We start from the raw sequence: 20,774 nt of genomic DNA on the forward strand, positions 1-20,774 counted from the left end.
AATTTTGATAAAGACGCTGGTCCCTGAACTTCGGTTCAGGGACCAGCGTCTTTTTATTTTACGTCACCTTGCGTTCACGTTGCGCCTCCAACATCCCGAGGTATGGGGACAGTTGGAATGCTCAAGGCCGCCGGAGTCGGGCTCGGTGACGAGGTCATCGTGCCGGCCTACGGGAACGCCGCCATGGCCGAAGAAGTCGCCCGCGCCGGAGCGCTGCCCGTGTTCGCGGACATCGACCCGGCGACGTACTGCCTGGACGCAGCGGCAGTCGAAGCCGTCGTCAGTGCCCGGACCGCAGCAGTGATCGTCGTCCACCGCTTCGGACGGCCCGCAGACATGGGGCAGTTGGGCGATGTGGGACGGCGGCGCGGGCTGCTCGTCCTCGAACAGGCCGAAAGCAGCGAATCGTACGGCGAAGTCACGCGGCGGCAGGCGCACGCCAAGTACCTCGACGGGCGGCTCACCGGAGTCAGCACACCGGAGCCGGCGCGCGGACACACGTATCAGCAATACGTCGTGCGGATACCCGGGAACGGGCGGCCCGATCGGGACGCCTTCGCACGAGCCGTGAAGAGCAAGGGAGTTGACTGCCGGGTTCCAGTGAAGACGCCCGTGCATCGGCTGCCGCAATTCCGGCGGGACGTCGTGCTGCCCGAGACCGAACGGGCCGCCGACGAGACCCTGGCGCTGCCCGTCGCCGGAAGCATGACGCGGCGCGAACTCCAGCGGCTCGTGTCCGCGTGCAACGCGCTCGGCGGACTTCTGCAGCCCGCGTTCTGAGCTTCGGGTGCAGATGGTTCGAGGCACCCTTCGAAACGGGGTATGATCTATTCCGTTGCCGCGCGGGAGACCGCGAGGACAACAGGCCCCTATAGCTCAGTCGGTAGAGCGTCTCCATGGTAAGGAGAAGGTCTGCGGTTCGATTCCGCATGGGGGCTCAGAGCAAAGGCAGAGAAAGGCCCCGCCCGGGTGAACCGGGCGGGGCCTTTCTTCGTTGTACGGGCCCTGCGGGGGCGGGAGTTGGGCTCACTCCTGGTGCGGCTCCGGGACGCGCATCGCGAGGATCGCCATGTCGTCCGAAGGGGCGTCCGAGGCGAAGCGCTCCACCGCGCGCATGATGCGGGCCGCGACCGCGCCGGCCGTGAGGCCCGTGCACGTGGTGAGGACGTCGGCCAGGCCGTCGTCGCCCAGCATGCGGGTGCCCTCGCGGCGCTCCGTCACGCCGTCCGTGACGCACAGCAGGACATCGCCCGGGTCGAGCGTCACCGTCTGCTCGTACAGCTCCAGGTCGTCCATCACGCCGAGCAGGGGCTGCGGTTCGGCGTACGGCTCGACCGTGCCGTCCTGGCGGAGGCGGAGCGGGAGCGGGTGGCCGGCGCAGACGATCTTGAGGATCGCCGAGCCGTCCTCCTGGGGCCACAACTCGCCGTACAGGAGCGTGAGGAAGCGGCTGCGGGCGCCCTCGTCGAGGATTGCGGCGTTGAGCCGCTCCAGGACCGCGGGGCCGCCGAAGCCCTCCCGGGCGAGCAGGCGAAGGGCGTGCCGGGCGAGGCCGGTGACGGCGGCGGCCTCCGGGCCCGTACCGCAGACGTCGCCGATGGCGAAGCCGTACGCGCCGTCGCGGATGGGGAACAGGTCGTAGAAGTCGCCGCCGACCTCGTTGCCCTCGCCGGCCGCGCGGTAGATGACCTCGACCTCGACGCCGGGGACCTCCGGGAGCTCCGGGGGCAGCAGGCTGCGCTGGAGGGACTGGCTGATGGCCATGCGCTCCGAGTACAGGCGGGCGTTGTCGAGGGCGAGAGCGGCCCTGCGGGAGAGGTCCTCGGCGAGTTCGAGGATCTCCTGGCGGAAGTGCTCCTCGGTGGGCTTGCCGAGGGTCAGCATGCCGATGACGCGGTTGCGGGCGACCAGGGGTAGCACGACGGTCTCGCCGCCCACTGCGGCGGCCGTGGCGAGCGTCGTGCCGATGCCCGCGCCCAGGGGCGTGGTCTCGCCGCGGCCGAGGCTGCGCATGGAGGACCGCAGGGCGGCCTGGTGGGCGGCCTCGCCGGGGGCGTTCCAGACGCGCGCTCCGGGCGTCGGGACGGGGTCGGGCGGGGCGATGCGGGAGAGCAGGGCCTTGAGGCCGTCGATGCGCTCCTCGTCCTCGTGCAGGACGTACGAGAGATACGGCTCGGAGGACTGGTCGGCGATCGTGTAGACCGCGCACCAGGTGGCCAGGGTGGGGACCGTCATCTGGGCCATGAGCGCCAGGGTCTGGTTCCGGTCGAGGGTGCCGGCCAGGAGGTCGGAGGCCTCGACGAGGAAGGAGAGGGAGCCTCTGCGGAGCCGCTCCAGCTCGCCGAGGCGCGCCGACTCGACGGCGAGGGCGATGCGGTCGGCGGCGAACTGGAGGCGGAGCGCCTCCTCGTTGGAGTACCGGCCGGGGGCTTCCGCGGCGACGCCGAGGGAGCCGGTGAGGCGCCCCTCGACCTTCAGCGGGACCGTGACGACAGAGCGCATGCCGGTGCCGTTGAGGAGCGGGGCGGCGCCGGGGACGACGGAGAGGTCCTCGTGGACGGAGGGCATCCGCGCGGAGCCGTACCGTCCCGTGCCGGCCTCGACGGGGACGCGGGCGAACCGCTGGCGGGCGGAGGGGAGGCCGGTGGAGGCGCGGACCTCCAGCTCCGTCTCGTCGTCCGTGGCGAGGAGCAGGAAGGCGGCGTCGCCGTCGAGCATGTCGCGGGCGCGCTCGACGGTGCGCTGGAGCAGGCCGTCGAGGTCGTCGGGGGCGGGGGAGCCGATGAAGGCGTCGAAGGGGTCGGCGCCGGGCTTGCCCTCGGAGACGGAGGCCGCGTCGGGTGCGGGGCCGCGCAACGGGGTTTGCAGGACGGCGCGTTCGTGGTCGCGGACGAGGAGGCAGACCGTGGACGGGTCGCCCTCGGTGTCGCGTACGCGGAGGTGTGATGCGTAGACCGGGACGACGCGGCCGTCGGCGCCGCGGATGCCGTAACTGCCTTCCCAGCGCGAGAGTTGGAGGGCCTCGGCGATGCCGGTGCCGGTGCCGGGGGTGTGCGGCCAGGCGGCGAGTTCGACCAGGGGCTTGCCGTTGACTTTTTCCGCCGGGTACCCGAAGAGTGTCTCGGCGTCCTCGTTCCAGGCGGAGACGTTGCCGGTGCGGTCGATCTGGACGACGGCCACGCGGACCCGGGTGTCGGCGAGGGGCAGGAGGTCGGTGGCGATCTCGGGCCCGGCCGTGCGGGTGCCCACCGGGCGTTCCGGGAGGTCGAGTTGGAACCAGACGCGTTTGTGCGTCGGCGTGTAGTCCACGCCCCAGCGGGCGGCGAGGGCGGCGCAGAGTTGCAGGCCGCGGCCGCCTTCGCGGTCGGGGCTGCCCATGGTGTGCAGGGACTGCTGGAGCGGGATCTCGCGTTCCGGGTAGCGGTCGGCGACCTCGATGCGTACGGAGTCCTCGGAGCGCAGGCACAGGACGTCGGCGTTGGTGCCGGCGTGGACCACGGCGTTGGTGACGAGCTCGCTGGTGAGGACGACGGCGTCGTCGACGATGTCGGCGTGGCCCCAGCCCTGCAGGGTGTCGCGTACGAACGTGCGCGCCGCCGCTACGGAGCGTCCGACGGGGTCGAAGGTGGCAGCCGCCCGCGCGGTGATCACAGAGCTCCTAGTTCGAGTGTCGACGCCGAGATCTCCCATGCCCATGCTGCGGCCGCCCCTCCGATCGCGTCTGCCCGCCGTTCTGTCTTCCGCCGCCCAGGCCGGGCGTACCGGGGTGGTTGGACAGCCGGATGCCAGGTTACTTACCTTCGCGGTCCATGCGGATGCCGGTCGACAGTGTTTCCGCCCGGAGGGTGCGGGGACGCTGTGCAAAGCTGCCGAACTGTTATGGCCTGGTTCAGGCATGGTGAAACACTGGGCAGGCTCTGAATGAAGGCGGAGTGCCCTAGGAAGTGGTCGACCCCTGCGGGAGGGACACAGTGGAGTCTGGCGCGGCGGCGCGTGGCACTGGCACGCGCGCAAAAGGCGGCCCGTCCCGAAGCAAACAGCGAAGTGGGACCACCGCGGTCGACACCGCGGCTCTGAACCGGCTGCTCACGGCGCTCGTCGCGATGAGAGACGGCAATTTCCGCAAGCGTCTGACCGTCTCCAACGACGGTGTGATGGCGGAGATCGCCGCGGTCTTCAACGAGGTCGCGGACCGCAATCTGCACCTGACCAGCGAGCTGGCGCGGGTGCGGCGCGTGGTGGGGCGTGAGGGAAAGCTCACGGAGCGCCTGGAGCACGGTGCGGGCGAGGGTTCGTGGGTCGCGGCGATCGACGCGTCCAACGCGCTCGTGGACGATCTCGTACGTCCGGTCTCCGAGGTCGGACGGGTGCTCTCCGCGGTCGCGGAGGGTGACCTGGAGCAGCGTATGGAGCTCAAGGCGCCCGCTCCGGACGGGGTGGCGCAGCATCCGCTGCGGGGCGAGTTCCTGAAGGTCGGGCGTACGGTCAACAACCTCGTCGACCAGCTTTCGCGGTTCACCGACGAGGTGACGCGGGTGGCCAGTGAGGTCGGTACCGAGGGCAAGCTGGGCGGCCAGGCCCGGGTGCGCGGTATGTCCGGTTCGTGGAAGGACCTCACGGATTCGGTCAACACCATGGCGTACCGGCTCACCGCGCAGGTACGTGACATTGCTCTCGTGACGACGGCGGTGGCCAAGGGCGATCTGTCACGCAAGGTGACCGTCCATGTCGCGGGCGAGATGCTCGAGCTGAAGAACACCGTGAACACGATGGTGGACCAGCTGTCGTCGTTCTCGTCCGAGGTGACCCGGGTCGCCCGCGAGGTGGGCACCGAGGGCGAGCTGGGCGGTCAGGCGAAGGTCCCCGGCGTGGCCGGGGTGTGGAAGGACCTCACCGACTCGGTGAACCTGATGGCCGGCAACCTCACGGCGCAGGTGCGGGGCATCGCGCAGGTGACGACGGCGGTGGCGAACGGCGATCTGTCACAGAAGGTGACGGTCAATGCACGCGGCGAAGTGGCCCAACTCGCCGAAACGATCAACCAGATGACGGAGACGCTGCGCACGTTCGCCGACGAGGTGACCCGCGTGGCCAACGAGGTCGGCGCCTCCGGTCAGCTCGGCGGTCAGGCCAATGTGCCGGGCGCGGCGGGTACGTGGAAGGACCTGACGGACTCCGTCAACACGGTCTTCCGGAACCTGACGACGCAGGTGCGGGACATCGCGACGGTGACGACGGCGGTGGCCAACGGCGACCTGTCGCAGAAGGTCACCGTCGATGTCGCGGGCGAGATGCTGGAGTTGAAGAACACCGTCAACACGATGGTGGACCAGCTTTCGGCCTTCGGTTCCGAAGTCACGCGTGTGGCACGGGAGATCGGCGTCGAGGGTGAGCTGGGCGGCCAGGCGCAGGTGGTCGGCGCGGCCGGCACGTGGAAGGACCTGACGGACTCGGTCAACACGGCCTTCCGCAACCTGACGGGCCAGGTGCGGAACATCGCCCAGGTGACGACGGCGGTGGCCAACGGCGACCTGTCGCAGAAGGTCACTGTGGACGTGTCCGGCGAGATGCTCCAGCTGAAGAACACCGTGAACACGATGGTGGACCAGCTCTCCAGCTTCGCCGACCAGGTGACCCGTATGGCCCGTGACGTGGGCACGGAGGGCCGCCTCGGTGGTCAGGCGCGGGTGGACGGCGTCAGCGGTACGTGGAAGGAACTGACCGACTCCGTCAACTTCATGGCGGGGAACCTGACTTCACAGGTGCGGCAGATCGCTCAGGTCACGACGGCGATCGCCAAGGGCGACCTGACGAAGAAGATCGACATCGACGCCCGGGGCGAGATCCTGGAGCTGAAGAACACCATCAACACGATGGTCGACCAGCTCTCCGCGTTCGCGGACCAGGTGACCCGGGTGGCCCGCGAGGTGGGTACGGAGGGCCGCCTCGGCGGTCAGGCGCAGGTGCCCGGCGTGGACGGCACGTGGCGGGACCTGACGGACTCCGTGAACGGCATGGCCGGCAACCTCACCACGCAGGTGCGGAACATCGCGCAGGTGGCGACCGCGGTGGCCCGTGGTGACCTGTCGCAGAAGATCGACGTGGACGCGCGCGGCGAGATCCTGGAGCTGAAGAACACCCTCAACACGATGGTGGACCAGCTGTCGGCCTTCGCCGAGCAGGTGACGCGGGTGGCCCGCGAGGTGGGTACGGACGGCATCCTGGGCGGTCAGGCCGAGGTGCAGGGGGTCTCCGGCACCTGGAAGGACCTCACGCAGTCCGTGAACGGCATGGCCAACAACCTGACCAGCCAGGTGCGGAACATCGCCGAGGTCACCACCGCGGTGGCCAACGGCGACCTGTCGAAGAAGATCACCGTCGACGCGAAGGGCGAGATCCTCGAACTCGTCACCACGGTGAACACGATGGTCGACCAGCTCTCCAGTTTCGCCGAGCAGGTGACCCGGGTGGCCCGCGAGGTGGGCACGGAAGGCCAGTTGGGCGGTCAGGCGCGGGTGCCGGGTGTCATCGGCATCTGGAAGGACCTGAGCGACAACGTGAACCTGATGGCCAACAACCTGACCAGTCAGGTGCGGAACATCTCCCAGGTCGCGACGGCGGTGGCCAACGGCGACCTGACGAAGAAGGTCACGGTGGAGGCGCGCGGCGAGGTCGCGCAGCTCGCGGACACGGTCAACACGATGGTGACGACGCTGAGTTCGTTCGCCGACGAGGTCACCCGAGTCGCCCGCGAGGTGGGCACGGACGGCATCCTCGGCGGCCAGGCGCGGGTGCCGGGCGTCGCCGGTACGTGGAAGGACCTCACCGAGTCGGTGAACTCGATGGCGTCCAACCTGACCGGTCAGGTGCGGAACATCGCGATGGTCACGACGGCCATCGCCAAGGGTGACCTGACGAAGAAGATCGACATCGACGCGCGCGGCGAGATCCTGGAGCTGAAGACGACCATCAACACGATGGTCGACCAGCTCTCCAGCTTCGCCGAGCAGGTGACCCGAGTGGCCCGAGAGGTGGGCACCGAGGGCCAGTTGGGCGGCCAGGCGCGGGTGCGCGACGTGGACGGCACGTGGCGCGACCTGACCGAGTCCGTGAACGAGATGGCCGGGAACCTGACCCGGCAGGTGCGCGCGATCGCGGCGGTCGCCACTGCGGTGACCCGCGGCGACCTGAACCTGAAGATCGACGTGGACGCCTCGGGCGAGATCCAGGTCCTGCAGGACAACATCAACACGATGATCGCCAACCTGCGCGACACCACGATCGCGAACAAGGAGCAGGACTGGCTCAAGGGCAACCTGGCCCGTATCTCGGGTCTGATGCAGGGCCGCCGCGACCTGGAGGACGTCGCGGGCCTGATCATGAGCGAGCTGACGCCGGTGGTGTCGGCGCAGCACGGCGCGTTCTTCCTCGCGCTGCCCACGGACGACGGCGCGGAGCTGGCGGTCGAGGAGGACGACGAGGCGTACGAGCTGCGGATGCTGGGCAGTTACGGCTACTCGATGGGCTCGATGCCGACGTCGTTCAAGCCCGGCGAGACGCTGATCGGCACGGCCGCGACGGAGAAGCGCACGATCCTGGTGGAGAACGCGCCGAGCGGCTACCTGAAGATCGCCTCGGGGCTCGGGGACGCGCCGCCGGCGCAGGTGATCGTGCTGCCGGTGCTGTTCGAGGCCAAGGTGCTCGGCGTGATCGAGCTGGCGTCGTTCCAGCCGTTCACGCAGATCCAGCGGGACTTCCTGAGCCAGATCGCCGAGATGATCGCGACGTCCGTGAACACCATCTCCGTCAATACGAAGACGGAGGTGCTGCTCAAGCAGTCGCAGGAGCTGACCGAGCAACTCCGGGAGCGTTCGGCCGAGTTGGAGAACCGGCAGAAGGCGCTGCAGGCCTCCAACGCGGAGCTGGAGGAGAAGGCCGAGCTGCTCGCCCAGCAGAACCGCGACATCGAGGTGAAGAACACCGAGATCGAGGAGGCGCGGCAGGTCCTGGAGGAGCGTGCCGAGCAGCTGGCGATCTCGATGCGCTACAAGTCGGAGTTCCTGGCGAACATGTCGCACGAGCTGCGCACGCCGCTGAACTCGCTGCTGATCCTCGCCAAGCTGCTCGCCGACAACGCGGAGGGCAACCTCTCGCCGAAGCAGGTCGAGTTCGCGGAGACGATCCACGGGGCGGGTTCGGACCTGCTGCAGCTGATCAACGACATCCTGGACCTGTCGAAGGTCGAGGCGGGCAAGATGGACGTCTCGCCGACGCGGATCGCGCTCGTACAGCTCGTGGACTATGTGGAGGCGACGTTCCGCCCGCTGACGGCGGAGAAGGGTCTCGACTTCTCCGTACGGGTGTCGCCGGAGCTGCCCGCGACGCTGAACACGGACGAGCAGCGGCTGCTCCAGGTGCTGCGCAACCTCCTTGCGAACGCGGTGAAGTTCACCGAGAGCGGCGCGGTCGAGCTGGTGATCCGGCCGGCCGGCGCCGATGTGCCGGACGGCATCCGGGAGCAGCTCCTCGAGGCGGGCTCGCTGCGGGAGGCGGACGCGGAGCTGATCGCGTTCTCGGTCACCGACACGGGCATCGGCATCGCGGGCAGCAAGATGCGGGTGATCTTCGAGGCGTTCAAGCAGGCGGACGGCACGACGAGCCGCAAGTACGGCGGTACGGGCCTCGGCCTGTCCATCAGCCGGGAGATCGCGCGGCTGCTCGGCGGCGAGATCCACGCGGCGAGCGAGCCGGGGCGCGGCTCGACGTTCACGCTGTACCTGCCGCTGCACCCGAGCGAGCTGCCGCCGCAGGGCTACTCGCAGCTGCCGACGGTGCTGCCGGCCGGGATGCAGTCGATGGCACCGGCGCTGCCCGCGGCGCCGGAGGAGGACGACGAGGCGCCGGTGGTCGAGGAGAGCGCGCCCGAGCCGGCGGCCGCCGAGCCGCAGGCGCCCACGCCGACCTCGGGGACGCTCTTCCGGCGGCGCAGGCGCAGCGTGCAGGCCCCGGAGCAGCGTCCGGCGCTGCCCGGCCAGCCGGCGCCCGGCGGCTCGGCGGCGGCGCAGCAGGCGTCCGAGCAGTGGCCCACGGACGAGCCGGAGGAGAACGCGCGCCCGACGTTCCACTTCGGCGGCGAGAAGGTGCTGATCGTCGACGACGACATCCGCAACGTGTTCGCGCTGACGAGCGTCCTGGAGCAGTACGGCCTCTCGGTGCTGTACGCGGAGAACGGCCGTGAGGGCATCGAGGTCCTGGAGCAGCACGACGACACGACGCTGGTCCTGATGGACATCATGATGCCGGAGATGGACGGGTACGCGACGACGACGGCGATCCGCAGGATGCCGCAGTTCGCGGGGCTCCCGATCATCGCGCTCACCGCGAAGGCGATGAAGGGCGACCGGGAGAAGGCGATCCAGTCCGGAGCCTCCGACTACGTGACCAAGCCAGTGGACCCGGATCACCTTCTTTCGGTCATGGAGCGGTGGATGAGCGGAGAGTGAGATGTCATGGCGTATTCGCGGACAGACCAGGCGTAGTTGCTGACTGAACGTGGCCGATTCCGTGTAAGGGTGCGGGGATCGGGGAACCTTCCCGACTCCCGCGCCGTTTCTGGTATGGGCGCAGTGACATCGCGGTGACAGGGTGTGGCGACGAGTGGGGTGCAGTTACCATGACCGGCACAAGGACGGGCGGCGAGACGGAGTCGTCCCCTGGGGCGGCGACCGGTGCTCAGCCGGGGCGAGGAGGACGGGCCATGGTGCAGAAGGCCAAGATCCTCCTGGTCGATGACCGGCCGGAGAATCTGCTTGCGCTGGAGGCCATCCTCTCCGCGCTCGATCAGACGCTGGTGCGGGCATCGTCCGGGGAGGAAGCGCTCAAGGCGCTGCTCACGGATGACTTCGCAGTGATCCTGCTGGATGTCCAGATGCCCGGCATGGACGGCTTCGAGACCGCCGCGCACATCAAGCGCCGGGAGCGGACCCGGGACATCCCGATCATCTTCCTCACGGCTATCAACCACGGCCCGCACCACACCTTCCGCGGGTACGCGGCGGGAGCGGTGGACTACATCTCGAAGCCCTTCGACCCATGGGTGCTGCGCGCCAAGGTCTCGGTGTTCGTCGAGCTGTACATGAAGAACTGCCAACTCCGGGAGCAGGCGGCGCTGCTGCGCCTCCAGCTGGAGGGCGGCGGCAAGGCAGCCGTCGGCGAGGCGCAGGAGCCCACCGGGCTGCTCGCCGAGCTGTCCGCCCGCCTCGCCGCGGTCGAGGAGCAGGCCGAGGCGCTCTCCAAGCAGCTCGACGACGACTCGGCGGACGCCGCCGCGGTCGCCACCGCGGCCCACCTGGAGCGCAAACTCACCGGACTTCGCAGGGCACTTGACGCCCTGGAGCCCGGCGCCGAAGCCGGCGCGCCCACGCTGCCCTCGCAGAACTGACCGCGGCACGGCCGTAGAGACTTCCGTAGAACTGCCCGCAGGGCCCCGGCCGCTGAGTACACGTCAGCCGCCGGGCCCGGTGCGGGCGACACGGAAGGGTGAAGCGGTGGGCACACGTGTCCGCTGTGGCCCGCGCAGGTAACCTCACCCTCATGGCCTCACGTCCGTCCGCAGCCAAGAAGGCGCCCGCGAAGAAGGCGGCCGCCGCCAAGAAGGCTCCGGCTAAGAAGGCCGTGGCGAAGAAGGCGCCCGCGAAGCCCGCGAAGAAAGCCCCCGCCAAGAAGGCGGCGGCGAAGAAGCCCGCACCCAAGCCGGCCCCCAACCCCACCGGCGGTGTGTACAAGTTCGCGCGCGCCTGCTGGCTCGGCCTCGCTCACGCCGTCGGTGCGATGTTCCGCGGCATAGGGCGCGGAGCGAAGGGACTCGACCCGGCCCACCGCAAGGACGGGCTCGCGCTGCTGCTGCTCGGCCTCGCCCTGATCTGCGCGGCCGGCACCTGGTCGAACCTGCGCGGCCCGGTCGGCGACCTCGTCGAGATGCTCGTCACCGGCGCCTTCGGCCGACTCGACCTGCTCGTGCCGCTGCTGCTCGGCGCCATCGCCGTACGGCTCATCCGGCACCCCGAGAAGCCCGACGCCAACGGGCGGATCGTCATCGGCCTGTCCGCGCTCGTCATCGGCGTGCTCGGCCAGGTCCACATGGCGTGCGGGGCACCGGGGCGCGACGCGGGCACCGAGGCCATAAGGGACGCGGGCGGACTGATCGGCTGGGCCGTCTCCCGGCCGCTGGTGTTCGCGATGGGCGAGGTCCTCGCCGTACCGCTGCTCGTGCTGCTCACCGTGTTCGGGCTGCTCGTCGTCACCGCGACGCCCGTGAACGCCATTCCGCAACGCCTTCGGCAGCTCGGCGAGAAGCTCGGCGTCGTCCAACCTGACGCCGTGGACGAGCAGTTCACCGACGACGACGTGCGGTACGAGGAGCAGTGGCGCGAGTCCCTGCCCGCCCGGCCGAAGCGCCGCACGCGCCAGAGTCCGCCGGACGCGTACGACCCCGACCACGCCGAGGAAGAGGCGCTCAGCGGCCGTCGCAGCCGGCCCCGACGCCCCAGCGCACAGCCGGACTTCGACAAGCCGATGGACGCCGTGGACGTGGCCGCCGCTGCCGCCGCGGCACTCGACGGCGCGGTCCTGCACGGCATGCCGCCCTCGCCGCTCGTCGCCGACCTCACGCAGGGCGTCTCGCCCGCGGAGCGGCCCGAGGAGACCACGCCGACGCCCGTGCCGACGGCCCGCGGCGCCGAGAAGAAGGCCCCCAAGGCCCCCGCGGCCCCCAAGGGCGCCGACACGGGCGAGCGGTCCGTGCCCGACCTCACCAAGGCCGCCCCCGAGACGCACCGTGAACTGCCGCCCCGCGCCGAGCAGTTGCAGCTCTCCGGCGACATCACCTACTCGCTGCCCTCCCTCGACCTGCTCACCCGAGGCGGCCCCGGCAAGTCCCGCAGCGCCGCCAACGACGCGGTCGTGGAGTCGCTGTCGAACGTCTTCACCGAGTTCAAGGTCGACGCTGCCGTCACCGGCTTCACCCGCGGCCCGACGGTCACGCGGTACGAGGTCGAGCTCGGCCCCGCCGTGAAGGTCGAGAAGATCACGGCCCTGACCAAGAACATCGCGTACGCCGTTGCCTCCCCGGACGTGCGGATCATCTCGCCGATCCCCGGCAAGTCCGCCGTCGGCATCGAGATCCCGAACACCGACCGGGAGATGGTCAACCTCGGCGACGTGCTGCGCCTCGCCGACGCCGCGGAGGACGACCACCCGATGCTGGTCGCGCTCGGCAAGGACGTCGAGGGCGGCTACGTGATGGCCAACATGGCGAAGATGCCGCACATCCTCGTCGCCGGCGCCACCGGATCCGGCAAGTCCTCCTGCATCAACTGCCTGATCACCTCGATCATGGTGCGCGCGACGCCCGAGGACGTCCGCATGGTCCTGGTCGACCCCAAGCGCGTGGAACTCACCGCGTACGAGGGCATCCCGCACCTGATCACGCCGATCATCACCAACCCGAAGCGGGCCGCCGAGGCGCTGCAGTGGGTCGTACGGGAAATGGACCTGCGCTACGACGACCTCGCGGCGTTCGGGTACCGGCACATCGACGACTTCAACCAGGCCGTGCGCGAGGGCAAGCTCAAGACGCCCGAGGGCAGCGAGCGGGAGCTGCAGCCGTACCCGTACCTCCTCGTCATCGTCGACGAGCTCGCCGACCTGATGATGGTGGCGCCGCGCGACGTGGAGGACGCGATCGTGCGCATCACGCAGCTCGCGCGGGCCGCCGGCATCCACCTGGTGCTCGCCACGCAGCGGCCCTCCGTCGACGTCGTCACCGGCCTCATCAAGGCCAACGTGCCGTCCCGGCTCGCCTTCGCCACCTCCTCGCTCGCCGACAGCCGCGTCATCCTCGACCAGCCCGGCGCCGAGAAGTTGATCGGCAAGGGCGACGGACTCTTCCTGCCGATGGGGGCGAACAAGCCGACGCGTATGCAGGGCGCCTTCGTCACCGAGGCCGAGGTCGCCGCGGTCGTGCAGCACTGCAAGGACCAGATGGCGCCGGTCTTCCGCGACGACGTCACCGTCGGCACCAAGCAGAAGAAGGAGATCGACGAGGACATCGGCGACGACCTCGACCTGCTCTGCCAGGCCGCCGAGCTGGTCGTCTCCACCCAGTTCGGGTCCACTTCGATGCTGCAGCGCAAGCTGCGCGTCGGCTTCGCCAAGGCCGGCCGGCTCATGGACCTCATGGAGTCACGGAACATCGTCGGACCGAGCGAGGGTTCCAAGGCGCGTGACGTTCTTGTGAAGCCTGACGAACTGGATGGAGTGCTCGCCGTGATCCGCGGGGAGGCTCAACCGTAGGAACACGTCAGCCGAGACTCCACCGAAAGGATTCGGCAGGCAACCGTTTCCCTTTCCCGTACGTCAAGTTGGAGAGGTTGACGGAAGGATGCCTCACCTCTGGTTCGCCACTGGTGAGACCGGCCATACCGATGGCGTAACCACTGCATCCGCCCGCTTGCCCCACCCTTTCGTACCCCCCCTAGACTGAACCTCCAGCAGGTGGCTGCACGCTCGAAAGGCGCCCTCGTGTCCATCGGCAACTCTCCTGAAGAAGACCGTCCTTCGATCCACGAAGACGACCGGCCTTCGGTCGGCCGTGCCCTCCAGCAGGCGAGAATCGACTCGGGTCGCACCGTCGAAGAAGTCAGCGCGGCGACGCGGGTGCGCGTCCCGATCGTGCACGCCATCGAGCAGGAGGACTTCTCCCGCTGCGGCGGCGACGTGTACGCACGCGGCCACATCCGCACGCTCGCGCGCGCCGTCGGCGTCGACCCCGAGCCGCTCCTCGCCCAGTACGACGCCGAGCACGGCGGCCGTCCCTCACCCACCCCCGCCGCGCCGCTCTTCGAGGCCGAGCGCATCCGGGCCGAACCGCGGCGGCCCAACTGGACCGCGGCCATGGTCGCCGCCATCGTCGCGGTCATCGGCTTCGTCGGCTTCACGCTCGTCAACGGCGGGGAGGACGGCCAGGGTTCGAAGAACCCGGTCGCCGAGGGCTCCCCGTCGAGCGGTGACAGCGAGTCCAAGCCCGCGCCCAACAAGCCGACCGACTCCACGCCCGCGCCGACGGACAGCGCCATCGCGGGCGCCCCGAAGGACAAGGTCACCGTGATGGTCAGCGCCACCGAGGGCCGCAGCTGGATCTCGGCGAAGGACCACAACGGCGCGATCATGTTCGACGGCCTCCTCGAAGAGGGGCAGTCCAAGTCCTTCACGGACAAGCAGAAGATCGACCTCGTGCTCGGCGACGCAGGAGCGATCAAGCTCTTCGTCAACGGCAAGGAGGTCAAGGACGAGTTCAAGCCCGGCCAGGTCGAGCGCCTGTCGTACACCCGCAGTGACAACGGCGGAGCGCCCGAGGTCGGCTGATCCCGGGCACCTGAGCCACCGCCCTCATGAGGCCCGGTTCCCTTCGGGGGCCGGGCCTCAGGCGTGCCCAGGGCCCGAGAGGCAGGCCCTGGGGCGCTCTCGCGTACCGCCGGGAACCTCGCGGCAGGGGGGCCGGTGGGGACGAAGTACGCTTGTCCCCATGCCCGAACGCCGTACCGTCGCTCTCGTCACTCTTGGCTGCGCCCGTAACGAGGTGGACTCGGAGGAGCTCGCAGGCCGCTTGGAGGCGGACGGCTGGCAACTCGTCGAGGACGCCGCGGACGCGGACGTAGCCGTCGTCAACACCTGCGGATTCGTCGACGCCGCCAAGAAGGACTCCGTCGACGCCCTCCTCGAAGCCAACGACCTCAAGGATCATGGCAAGACCCAGGCCGTCGTGGCCGTGGGCTGCATGGCCGAGCGGTACGGCAAGGAGCTGGCCGACGCCCTCCCCGAGGCCGACGGTGTGCTCGGCTTCGACGACTACACCGACATCTCCAGCCGTCTGAACACCATCCTCAGCGGCGGCAACGTGGAGGCGCACGCCCCGCGCGACCGCCGCAAGCTGCTCCCGCTCAGCCCCGCCGAGCGCCAGTCCGGCGCAGAGGCCGTGGCCCTGCCGGGGCACGCGCAGGTGCCCGAGAACGCCCCCGCCGACCTCCCGGAGGGCCTCGCTCCGGCCTCCGGGCCGCGGGCCCCGCTGCGCCGCCGCATGGGCAGCTCGCCCGTGGCCTCGGTGAAGCTCGCCTCCGGCTGCGACCGGCGCTGCTCGTTCTGCGCCATCCCGTCCTTCCGCGGCTCGTTCATCTCCCGCCGACCCAGCGACGTACTCAACGAGACGCGCTGGCTCGCCGAGCAGGGCGTCAAGGAGATCATGCTGGTCTCCGAGAACAACACGTCGTACGGCAAGGACCTCGGGGACATCCGGCTCCTCGAGTCGCTGCTGCCCGAGCTGGCCGAGGTCGACGGGATCGAGCGGGTGCGGGTCAGCTACCTGCAGCCCGCCGAGATGCGCCCCGGCCTCATCGACGTGCTGACCTCCACCCCGAAGATCGCGCCCTACTTCGACCTGTCGTTCCAGCACTCCGCGCCCGGCGTGCTGCGCGCGATGCGGCGCTTCGGCGACACCGACCGCTTCCTTGAGCTGCTCGACCAGATCCGTGCCAAGGCCCCGCAGGCCGGTGCCCGGTCCAACTTCATCGTCGGCTTCCCCGGCGAGACCGAGGAGGACGTGGCCGAGCTGGAGCGCTTCCTGAACGGCGCGCGCCTGGACGCGATCGGCGTCTTCGGGTACTCCGACGAGGACGGCACCGAGGCCGCCACGTACGAGAACAAGCTGGACGAGGACGTCGTCGCCGAGCGGCTCGCGCGGATCTCGCGCCTGGCCGAGGAGCTCACCGCGCAGCGCGCCGACGAGCGAGTCGGCGAGACGCTGAACGTCCTGGTGGAGTCCCTGGACGGCGAGGACGGCGCCTTCGGCCGGGCCGCGCACCAGGCGCCCGAGACGGACGGCCAGGTGGTGTTCGCGGACGGTGCGGGCTTGACTGTCGGTCGTATGGTCGAGGCGAAGGTCGTCGGAACCCTGGGTGTCGACCTGGTGGTGGAACAGGTTTCTGAGGAGGCGGGCAGATGACCGGAGCCCCGGCATCGGCGGCGGGTGGCACCGGCCGGCAGCCGGCAGCACCCGGCGGCAAGCTGGGCGCTGCGGCCGTCAACCAGGCCAGCCTGTGGAACATCGCGAACATCCTGACGATGCTGCGGCTCGTCCTCGTGCCCGTCTTCGTCGTGCTGATGCTCGCCGAGGGCGGTTACGACCCGGTCTGGCGCGCGTTCGCCTGGGCCGCGTTCGCCGTCGCCATGATCACGGACGTCTTCGACGGCCATCTGGCTCGTACGTACAACCTGGTCACCGACTTCGGGAAGATCGCCGATCCGATCGCGGACAAGGCGATCATGGGCGCCGCCCTGATCTGTCTCTCCTCGCTCGGCGATCTCCCGTGGTGGGTGACCGGAGTGATCCTCGGCCGGGAGCTCGGGATCACGCTGCTGCGCTTCTGGGTGATCCGCTACGGCGTGATTCCGGCCAGTCGCGGCGGCAAGCTGAAGACGCTCTCGCAAGGCATCGCCGTCGGGATGTACGTCCTGGCGCTGACCGGTCCGCTGGCGACGCTGCGGTTCTGGGTGATGGCCCTCGCGGTCGTCCTGACCGTCGCCACCGGCCTCGACTACGTCCGCCAGGCGATCGTGCTGCGGCGCCAGGGACAGGCCGCCGAGGAGCCCGCGGCGTGACCGCCTCCAGGGCGGCCGAGGTGCTGGAGCGGCTCGCTCGGCACGGCCGGACCCTGGCCGTCGCCGAGTCCCTGACCGGCGGACTCGTCGCCGCCGAGCTCACCTCGGTGCCCGGCGCCTCCGCCTCCTTCCGCGGCTCCGTGACGGCGTACGCGACGGAGCTCAAGCGGCGGATCCTCGGCGTCGACGGCACCCTGCTCGCCGAGCGCGGAGCGGTCGACGCGGACGTCGCGCAGGAGATGGCGCGGGGCGTGCGGGAGGCGCTCGGCGCGGACTGGGGGATCGCCACGACGGGCGTCGCGGGCCCCGAACCACAGGACGGAAAGCCCGTGGGAACGGTGTACGTGGCAGTGGCCGGTCCCGGCCACCGGGACGGGCAAGGACCCGGCAAAGTCGTCGCACTGCGGTTGAACGGCGATCGTTCGGAAATCCGTAGGGAGAGTGTACGGAGCGTGCTCGACCTGCTCGCAGACGAACTCATCGCGAACGAGCGGGCAAAGGATACGGAACAGAACGGGGGGAATTGATGTTTGCAGCCCTGAGTGAACACGACATCGCTCCCCGCACGGCCGTCGCGCTAGGCGGTACGGTGGGGCGTGAAGGATGCGGCTACGCGGTCCGAGGAGGGAGCCACCGATGATTCTGCTCCGTCGCCTGCTGGGTGACGTGCTGCGTCGGCAGCGCCAGCGCCAGGGCCGTACTCTGCGCGAAGTCTCCTCGTCCGCCCGAGTCTCGCTCGGCTATCTCTCCGAGGTGGAGCGGGGGCAGAAGGAGGCATCTTCCGAGCTGCTCTCCGCCATCTGCGACGCGCTTGACGTACGGATGTCCGAGCTCATGCGGGAAGTGAGCGACGAGCTCGCGCTCGCCGAGCTGGCCGAGTCGGCTGCCGCGGGCGAGCCCGCGCCGGTCCGCGAGCCGGTGCCCGCTGTGCCTGCCGGAGTGCGTTCCATGCTCAATTCGGTGTCCGTGACGGGTGTGCCACCCGAGCGCGTGACGATCAAGGCGCCTGCCGAAGCTGTGGATGTCGTAGCGGCCTGAGGCGGCTGCGGCGCTGCGGCGCCGAGGAGGTTCTGGGTTTCTGCGAAGGCCCCGACCGGATTTTCCGGTCGGGGCCTTTGTCGTGCCGCGGCGGTGCTCTGCTGTCGTGCTGCGGCGGTACTGGGCGGGCTTTGGGGGTTCGCTTCGAAGTGCCCGGTTTTAGGGCTCTGTGGGATGGTTTACGGAGAGGGGGACGATCACCCGCCTTGCCCTCGATGCGTTCGGGAGGACACGTATGTACGTCGTGAAGAGCCCCTTGTCCGACGCCGACCTGAAGACGGTCGGCGAAGCCTTGCAGGGCGCCCTGGTCGATCTCGTGGATCTTTCGCTGGTCGCCAAGCAGGTGCACTGGAACGTTGTCGGACCCCGGTTCCGGTCCGTGCATCTTCAGCTCGACGAGGTCGTCGACACCGCGCGGATGCACTCCGACACGGTCGCGGAGCGGGCGGCCACGCTCGGGGTCTCGCCGGACGGCAGGTCGGCGACGGTTGCGCAGAGCAGCGGGATCGGCGGCGTACCGGACGGCTGGGTCAAGGACGCCGACGCCGTGCAGACGCTCGTGGACGCGCTCGGCGCGGTGATCGCGCGGATGCGGGAGCGGGTCGACGCGACCGGCGAGGCGGACGCCGTCAGTCAGGACATCTTCATCGGCATCACGGCCGACCTGGAGAAGCATCACTGGATGTTCCAGGCGGAGAACGGGTGAGGGGCGTTCGCGGAGCCCGCGGGACTCAGGGGGCCCACGGAGTCCGCGGAGTTCGTTGCTGAGGGCGGAGGCGAGGGGCGGCGCCGGACTGCGGGACGCCCTCGGCCTGATGGGCAACACGGTTGTTCCCGTGGGGGGTTGTGTGCCTTTGATGCTTCTGGCGTCCCCTGTGCGCCGCCTGTTCGGGCGGTCGCGTCACGGGTGCGATGTCGGCCGGAGGAGGCTGCCATGACGTGGCTCGGACGGGAAGTGGGAGCGAGGCCGCTGCGAGGTGTGCGGGGCCTGAGGGGTGTGCGGGGTGTGGTGCTTGTGGGGGTGGCGCTGGTTCTCGGGGCGGTGTGGTGGTGGGCCGCTCTGCGGCTCTTACTCGAGCCCGGACGTACGGGAGTTGTGGAGGGCGCCGTCTTCGCCGGTGGCTGGGGGCTGAGCGTGCTGCCGGTGCACAGTGTGCCGTTCGCGCGCGCGGTGAGCGCGCGCCGGCGGGCGCGTCAGGAGGCCGCGCGCTGGCGGGCCGAGGCGCTGCGGCTGCGCGGCGCGGTCACCAGGGCATGGCGACGCCGCCGTTGGGGCGGAGGATCTGGCCCGTCGTGAACGCGGAGGCGTCCGAGGCCAGATGCAGCACAGCGTGCGCGATGTCCTCGGGCGTACCGACCCTGCCGAGCGGCGACATCCGGGACATCAGGGTCTCGGTGTGCAGCTGCACTTCGTCGTTGTTGCGCCGCTCGGTCATGGGCGTGCGGATCCAGCCCGGCGCGACGGCGTTGACGCGGATGCCGTGCGGCCCGACCTCGGTGGCCAGGGTCTTGGTGAGCTGGACGACGGCGGCCTTCGCGGCGCCGTAGCAGAGCAGTCCGGGGCCGCCCGTGTCGACGGCGCCCGAGGCCATCGTGACGATCGAGCCGGGGCGGCCCGCGTCGATCATGGCTCGGGCCGCCGCCTGGCACGCGTACAGGACGCCCTTGAAGTTGATCGCCAGGACGCGGTCCAGGTCCTCGTCCGTGGTCTCGAGGACGGGGCTGCTGTGCATGATGCCCGCCACCGCCGCGAGCACGTCCAGGCCGTCCTCCTGCTGCGCGGCCCGGATCGCGGTCTCCACCTGGGCGCGGTCGGAGACGTCGAGGGTGTGCGTGCGGGCGGTGCCGCCGGCGTTCTCGACGGCCTTCGCCGTCTCGTGCAGGCCTTGGGCGTCTCGGTCCGCGCAGTGCACGACGGCTCCCGCGTCGGCGAGCAGTAGGGCGGTTGCGTGGCCGATACCGCTCGCGGCGCCGGTGACGAACGCGGTACGGCCGGTCAGGTCCTGGGCGGTGCGCACGGATGTCGACATGCTCGGACGGTACGGAGTATCTGACGGATCGTCAATTGATGGGTGGGGGTGGGGCTTTTACGGTCAGGCAGGGTTGGGGTTTTACGGTCCGGCAGGGGTCGGGCCCTGCTGGCAGGTGGGGCACCAGTACGTGATGCGGTCCTGGGCGTTGGTCTCCCGGGCACTGGCCTCCGGGGCGCTGGTCTCCGGGGCGGTGGTGGCCGCGCTCCGGTCGGTGACTTGGATCGGGGTTCCGCAGCGGAGGCAGGGGCGTGGGGCGCGGCCGTACACGTAGAGGTGTGGGTCGCGGCGGCCCGTGGTGGTGCGGTCGGGGCGGTCGCGGTTGGCTTCGAGGAGCCGCTTCGCGGCCGCGACAAGGCGTACGGGGACGTCCTCGGGCAGTTCGCCGACCGGGAGCCAGGGGGTGGCGCGGGCCAGGAAGCACAGCTCGGACTTGTAGACGTTGCCGATGCCGGCGAGATTGCGCTGGTCGAGCAGGGCCTCGCCGAGGGTGCGGGCCGGGTCGGCGAGGAGGTTGCGCACCGCCCGGTCCGCGTCCCAGTCGGGGCCGAGCAGGTCGGGGCCGAGGTGGCCCACGGCTCTGTCCTCGTCGGCGGTGCGCAGGAGTTCCAGTACGGGCAGTCGGTACCCGACGGCCGTGTGGTGGGCGTTGCCGAGGATCGCGCGGATCTGGTGGGCGGGGCCGCCGCGCCAGCGCTCGCCCGGCGCGTACACCTTCCACGAGCCGTCCATGCGCAGGTGCGTGTGCAGGGTGAGGCCGCCCTCGACGCGGGTGAGCAGGTGCTTGCCGCGCGGGGTGACGTCCAGGACCGTGCGGCCGGTGAGGTCCGCCGTGGCGTATTTCGGTACCCGCAGGTCGGAGCGGGTGAGGATCTCGCCGGCCAGGGCGCTGTGCAGTCGGCGGGCCGCCTGGTGGACGGTGTCTCCTTCTGGCATGTGCTCACCATCCAGGGGAGTGTGGGGAGTTGCGAGGGTCGGGCCTCCGGAGGCGTC

At 70.1% G+C, this 20,774-nt stretch carries 12 protein-coding genes, 1 tRNA gene and 1 pseudogene; 11 read left to right on the forward strand and 3 right to left on the reverse strand.

Features of this window, described 5'->3' with window-relative positions; translation table 11 throughout:
• Positions 1-102: 102 nt before the first annotated feature.
• Together QIS96_RS19490 and QIS96_RS19495 are read left to right on the forward strand one after the other, a co-directional pair.
• A complete protein-coding gene (locus tag QIS96_RS19490) occupies positions 103-780 on the forward strand; it encodes a DegT/DnrJ/EryC1/StrS family aminotransferase (protein WP_282543935.1) in 678 nt (225 codons plus the stop codon).
• Between the two features lie 85 nt (positions 781-865).
• Positions 866-938, forward strand: a tRNA-Thr gene (locus QIS96_RS19495).
• A gap of 88 nt (positions 939-1,026) precedes the next feature.
• On the opposite strand, the gene QIS96_RS19500 is transcribed toward QIS96_RS19495, so the two are convergent.
• Entirely contained in the window at positions 1,027-3,696 is a 2,670-nt protein-coding gene (locus tag QIS96_RS19500) for a SpoIIE family protein phosphatase (protein ID WP_282543936.1), read from the reverse strand.
• A gap of 275 nt (positions 3,697-3,971) precedes the next feature.
• Here QIS96_RS19500 and QIS96_RS19505 point away from each other — a divergent pair, with 275 nt between their 5' ends.
• The 9 genes from QIS96_RS19505 (at position 3,972) to QIS96_RS19545 (ending at position 18,457) form a co-directional block, all read left to right on the forward strand.
• Positions 3,972-9,503, forward strand: a complete 5,532-nt coding sequence (locus tag QIS96_RS19505) for a HAMP domain-containing protein (RefSeq protein ID WP_282543937.1) — start codon at positions 3,972-3,974, stop codon at positions 9,501-9,503.
• A 254-nt stretch (positions 9,504-9,757) separates the two neighbouring features.
• Positions 9,758-10,441 carry a response regulator gene (locus QIS96_RS19510; RefSeq protein ID WP_282543938.1) on the forward strand — a complete coding sequence of 228 codons (684 nt, stop codon included), beginning with the start codon at positions 9,758-9,760 and terminating at the stop codon, positions 10,439-10,441.
• Between the two features lie 152 nt (positions 10,442-10,593).
• Positions 10,594-13,353 (forward strand): DNA translocase FtsK, encoded by a 2,760-nt coding sequence (locus QIS96_RS19515; RefSeq protein WP_282543939.1) that lies wholly within the window; start codon positions 10,594-10,596, stop codon positions 13,351-13,353.
• 228 nt (positions 13,354-13,581) lie between these two features.
• Positions 13,582-14,424 (forward strand): helix-turn-helix domain-containing protein, encoded by an 843-nt coding sequence (locus QIS96_RS19520; protein WP_282544054.1) that lies wholly within the window; start codon positions 13,582-13,584, stop codon positions 14,422-14,424.
• 160 nt (positions 14,425-14,584) lie between these two features.
• Complete coding sequence (gene rimO, locus QIS96_RS19525; RefSeq protein WP_282543940.1) at positions 14,585-16,057, forward strand: 30S ribosomal protein S12 methylthiotransferase RimO; 1,473 nt, start codon at positions 14,585-14,587, stop codon at positions 16,055-16,057.
• Positions 16,054-16,713 carry a CDP-diacylglycerol--glycerol-3-phosphate 3-phosphatidyltransferase gene (gene pgsA, locus QIS96_RS19530; protein ID WP_282543941.1) on the forward strand — a complete coding sequence of 220 codons (660 nt, stop codon included), beginning with the start codon at positions 16,054-16,056 and terminating at the stop codon, positions 16,711-16,713. The genes rimO and pgsA overlap by 4 nt, the downstream gene beginning before the upstream one ends.
• On the forward strand, positions 16,710-17,240 hold the full coding sequence (locus tag QIS96_RS19535; protein WP_282543942.1) for a CinA family protein: 531 nt from the start codon (positions 16,710-16,712) through the stop codon (positions 17,238-17,240). The genes pgsA and QIS96_RS19535 overlap by 4 nt, the downstream gene beginning before the upstream one ends.
• Positions 17,241-17,349: 109 nt before the next feature.
• A complete protein-coding gene (locus QIS96_RS19540; protein WP_282543943.1) occupies positions 17,350-17,751 on the forward strand; it encodes a helix-turn-helix domain-containing protein in 402 nt (133 codons plus the stop codon).
• Positions 17,752-17,986: 235 nt separating this feature from the next.
• Entirely contained in the window at positions 17,987-18,457 is a 471-nt protein-coding gene (locus QIS96_RS19545) for a Dps family protein (protein WP_282543944.1), read from the forward strand.
• Between the two features lie 538 nt (positions 18,458-18,995).
• Here QIS96_RS19545 and QIS96_RS19555 read toward each other — a convergent pair.
• The gene (locus QIS96_RS19555) at positions 18,996-19,781 is read right to left on the reverse strand and encodes an SDR family NAD(P)-dependent oxidoreductase (protein ID WP_282543946.1); all 786 of its coding nucleotides are present in this window, start codon (positions 19,779-19,781) and stop codon (positions 18,996-18,998) included.
• Positions 19,782-19,996: 215 nt separating this feature from the next.
• A pseudogene (locus tag QIS96_RS19560) lies at positions 19,997-20,717 on the reverse strand (DNA-formamidopyrimidine glycosylase family protein); the annotation flags it as partial.
• Between the last annotated feature and the right edge of the window lie 57 nt (positions 20,718-20,774).

This window comes from Streptomyces cavernicola (assembly GCF_029968035.1).
Taxonomy (GTDB): domain Bacteria; phylum Actinomycetota; class Actinomycetes; order Streptomycetales; family Streptomycetaceae; genus Streptomyces; species Streptomyces cavernicola.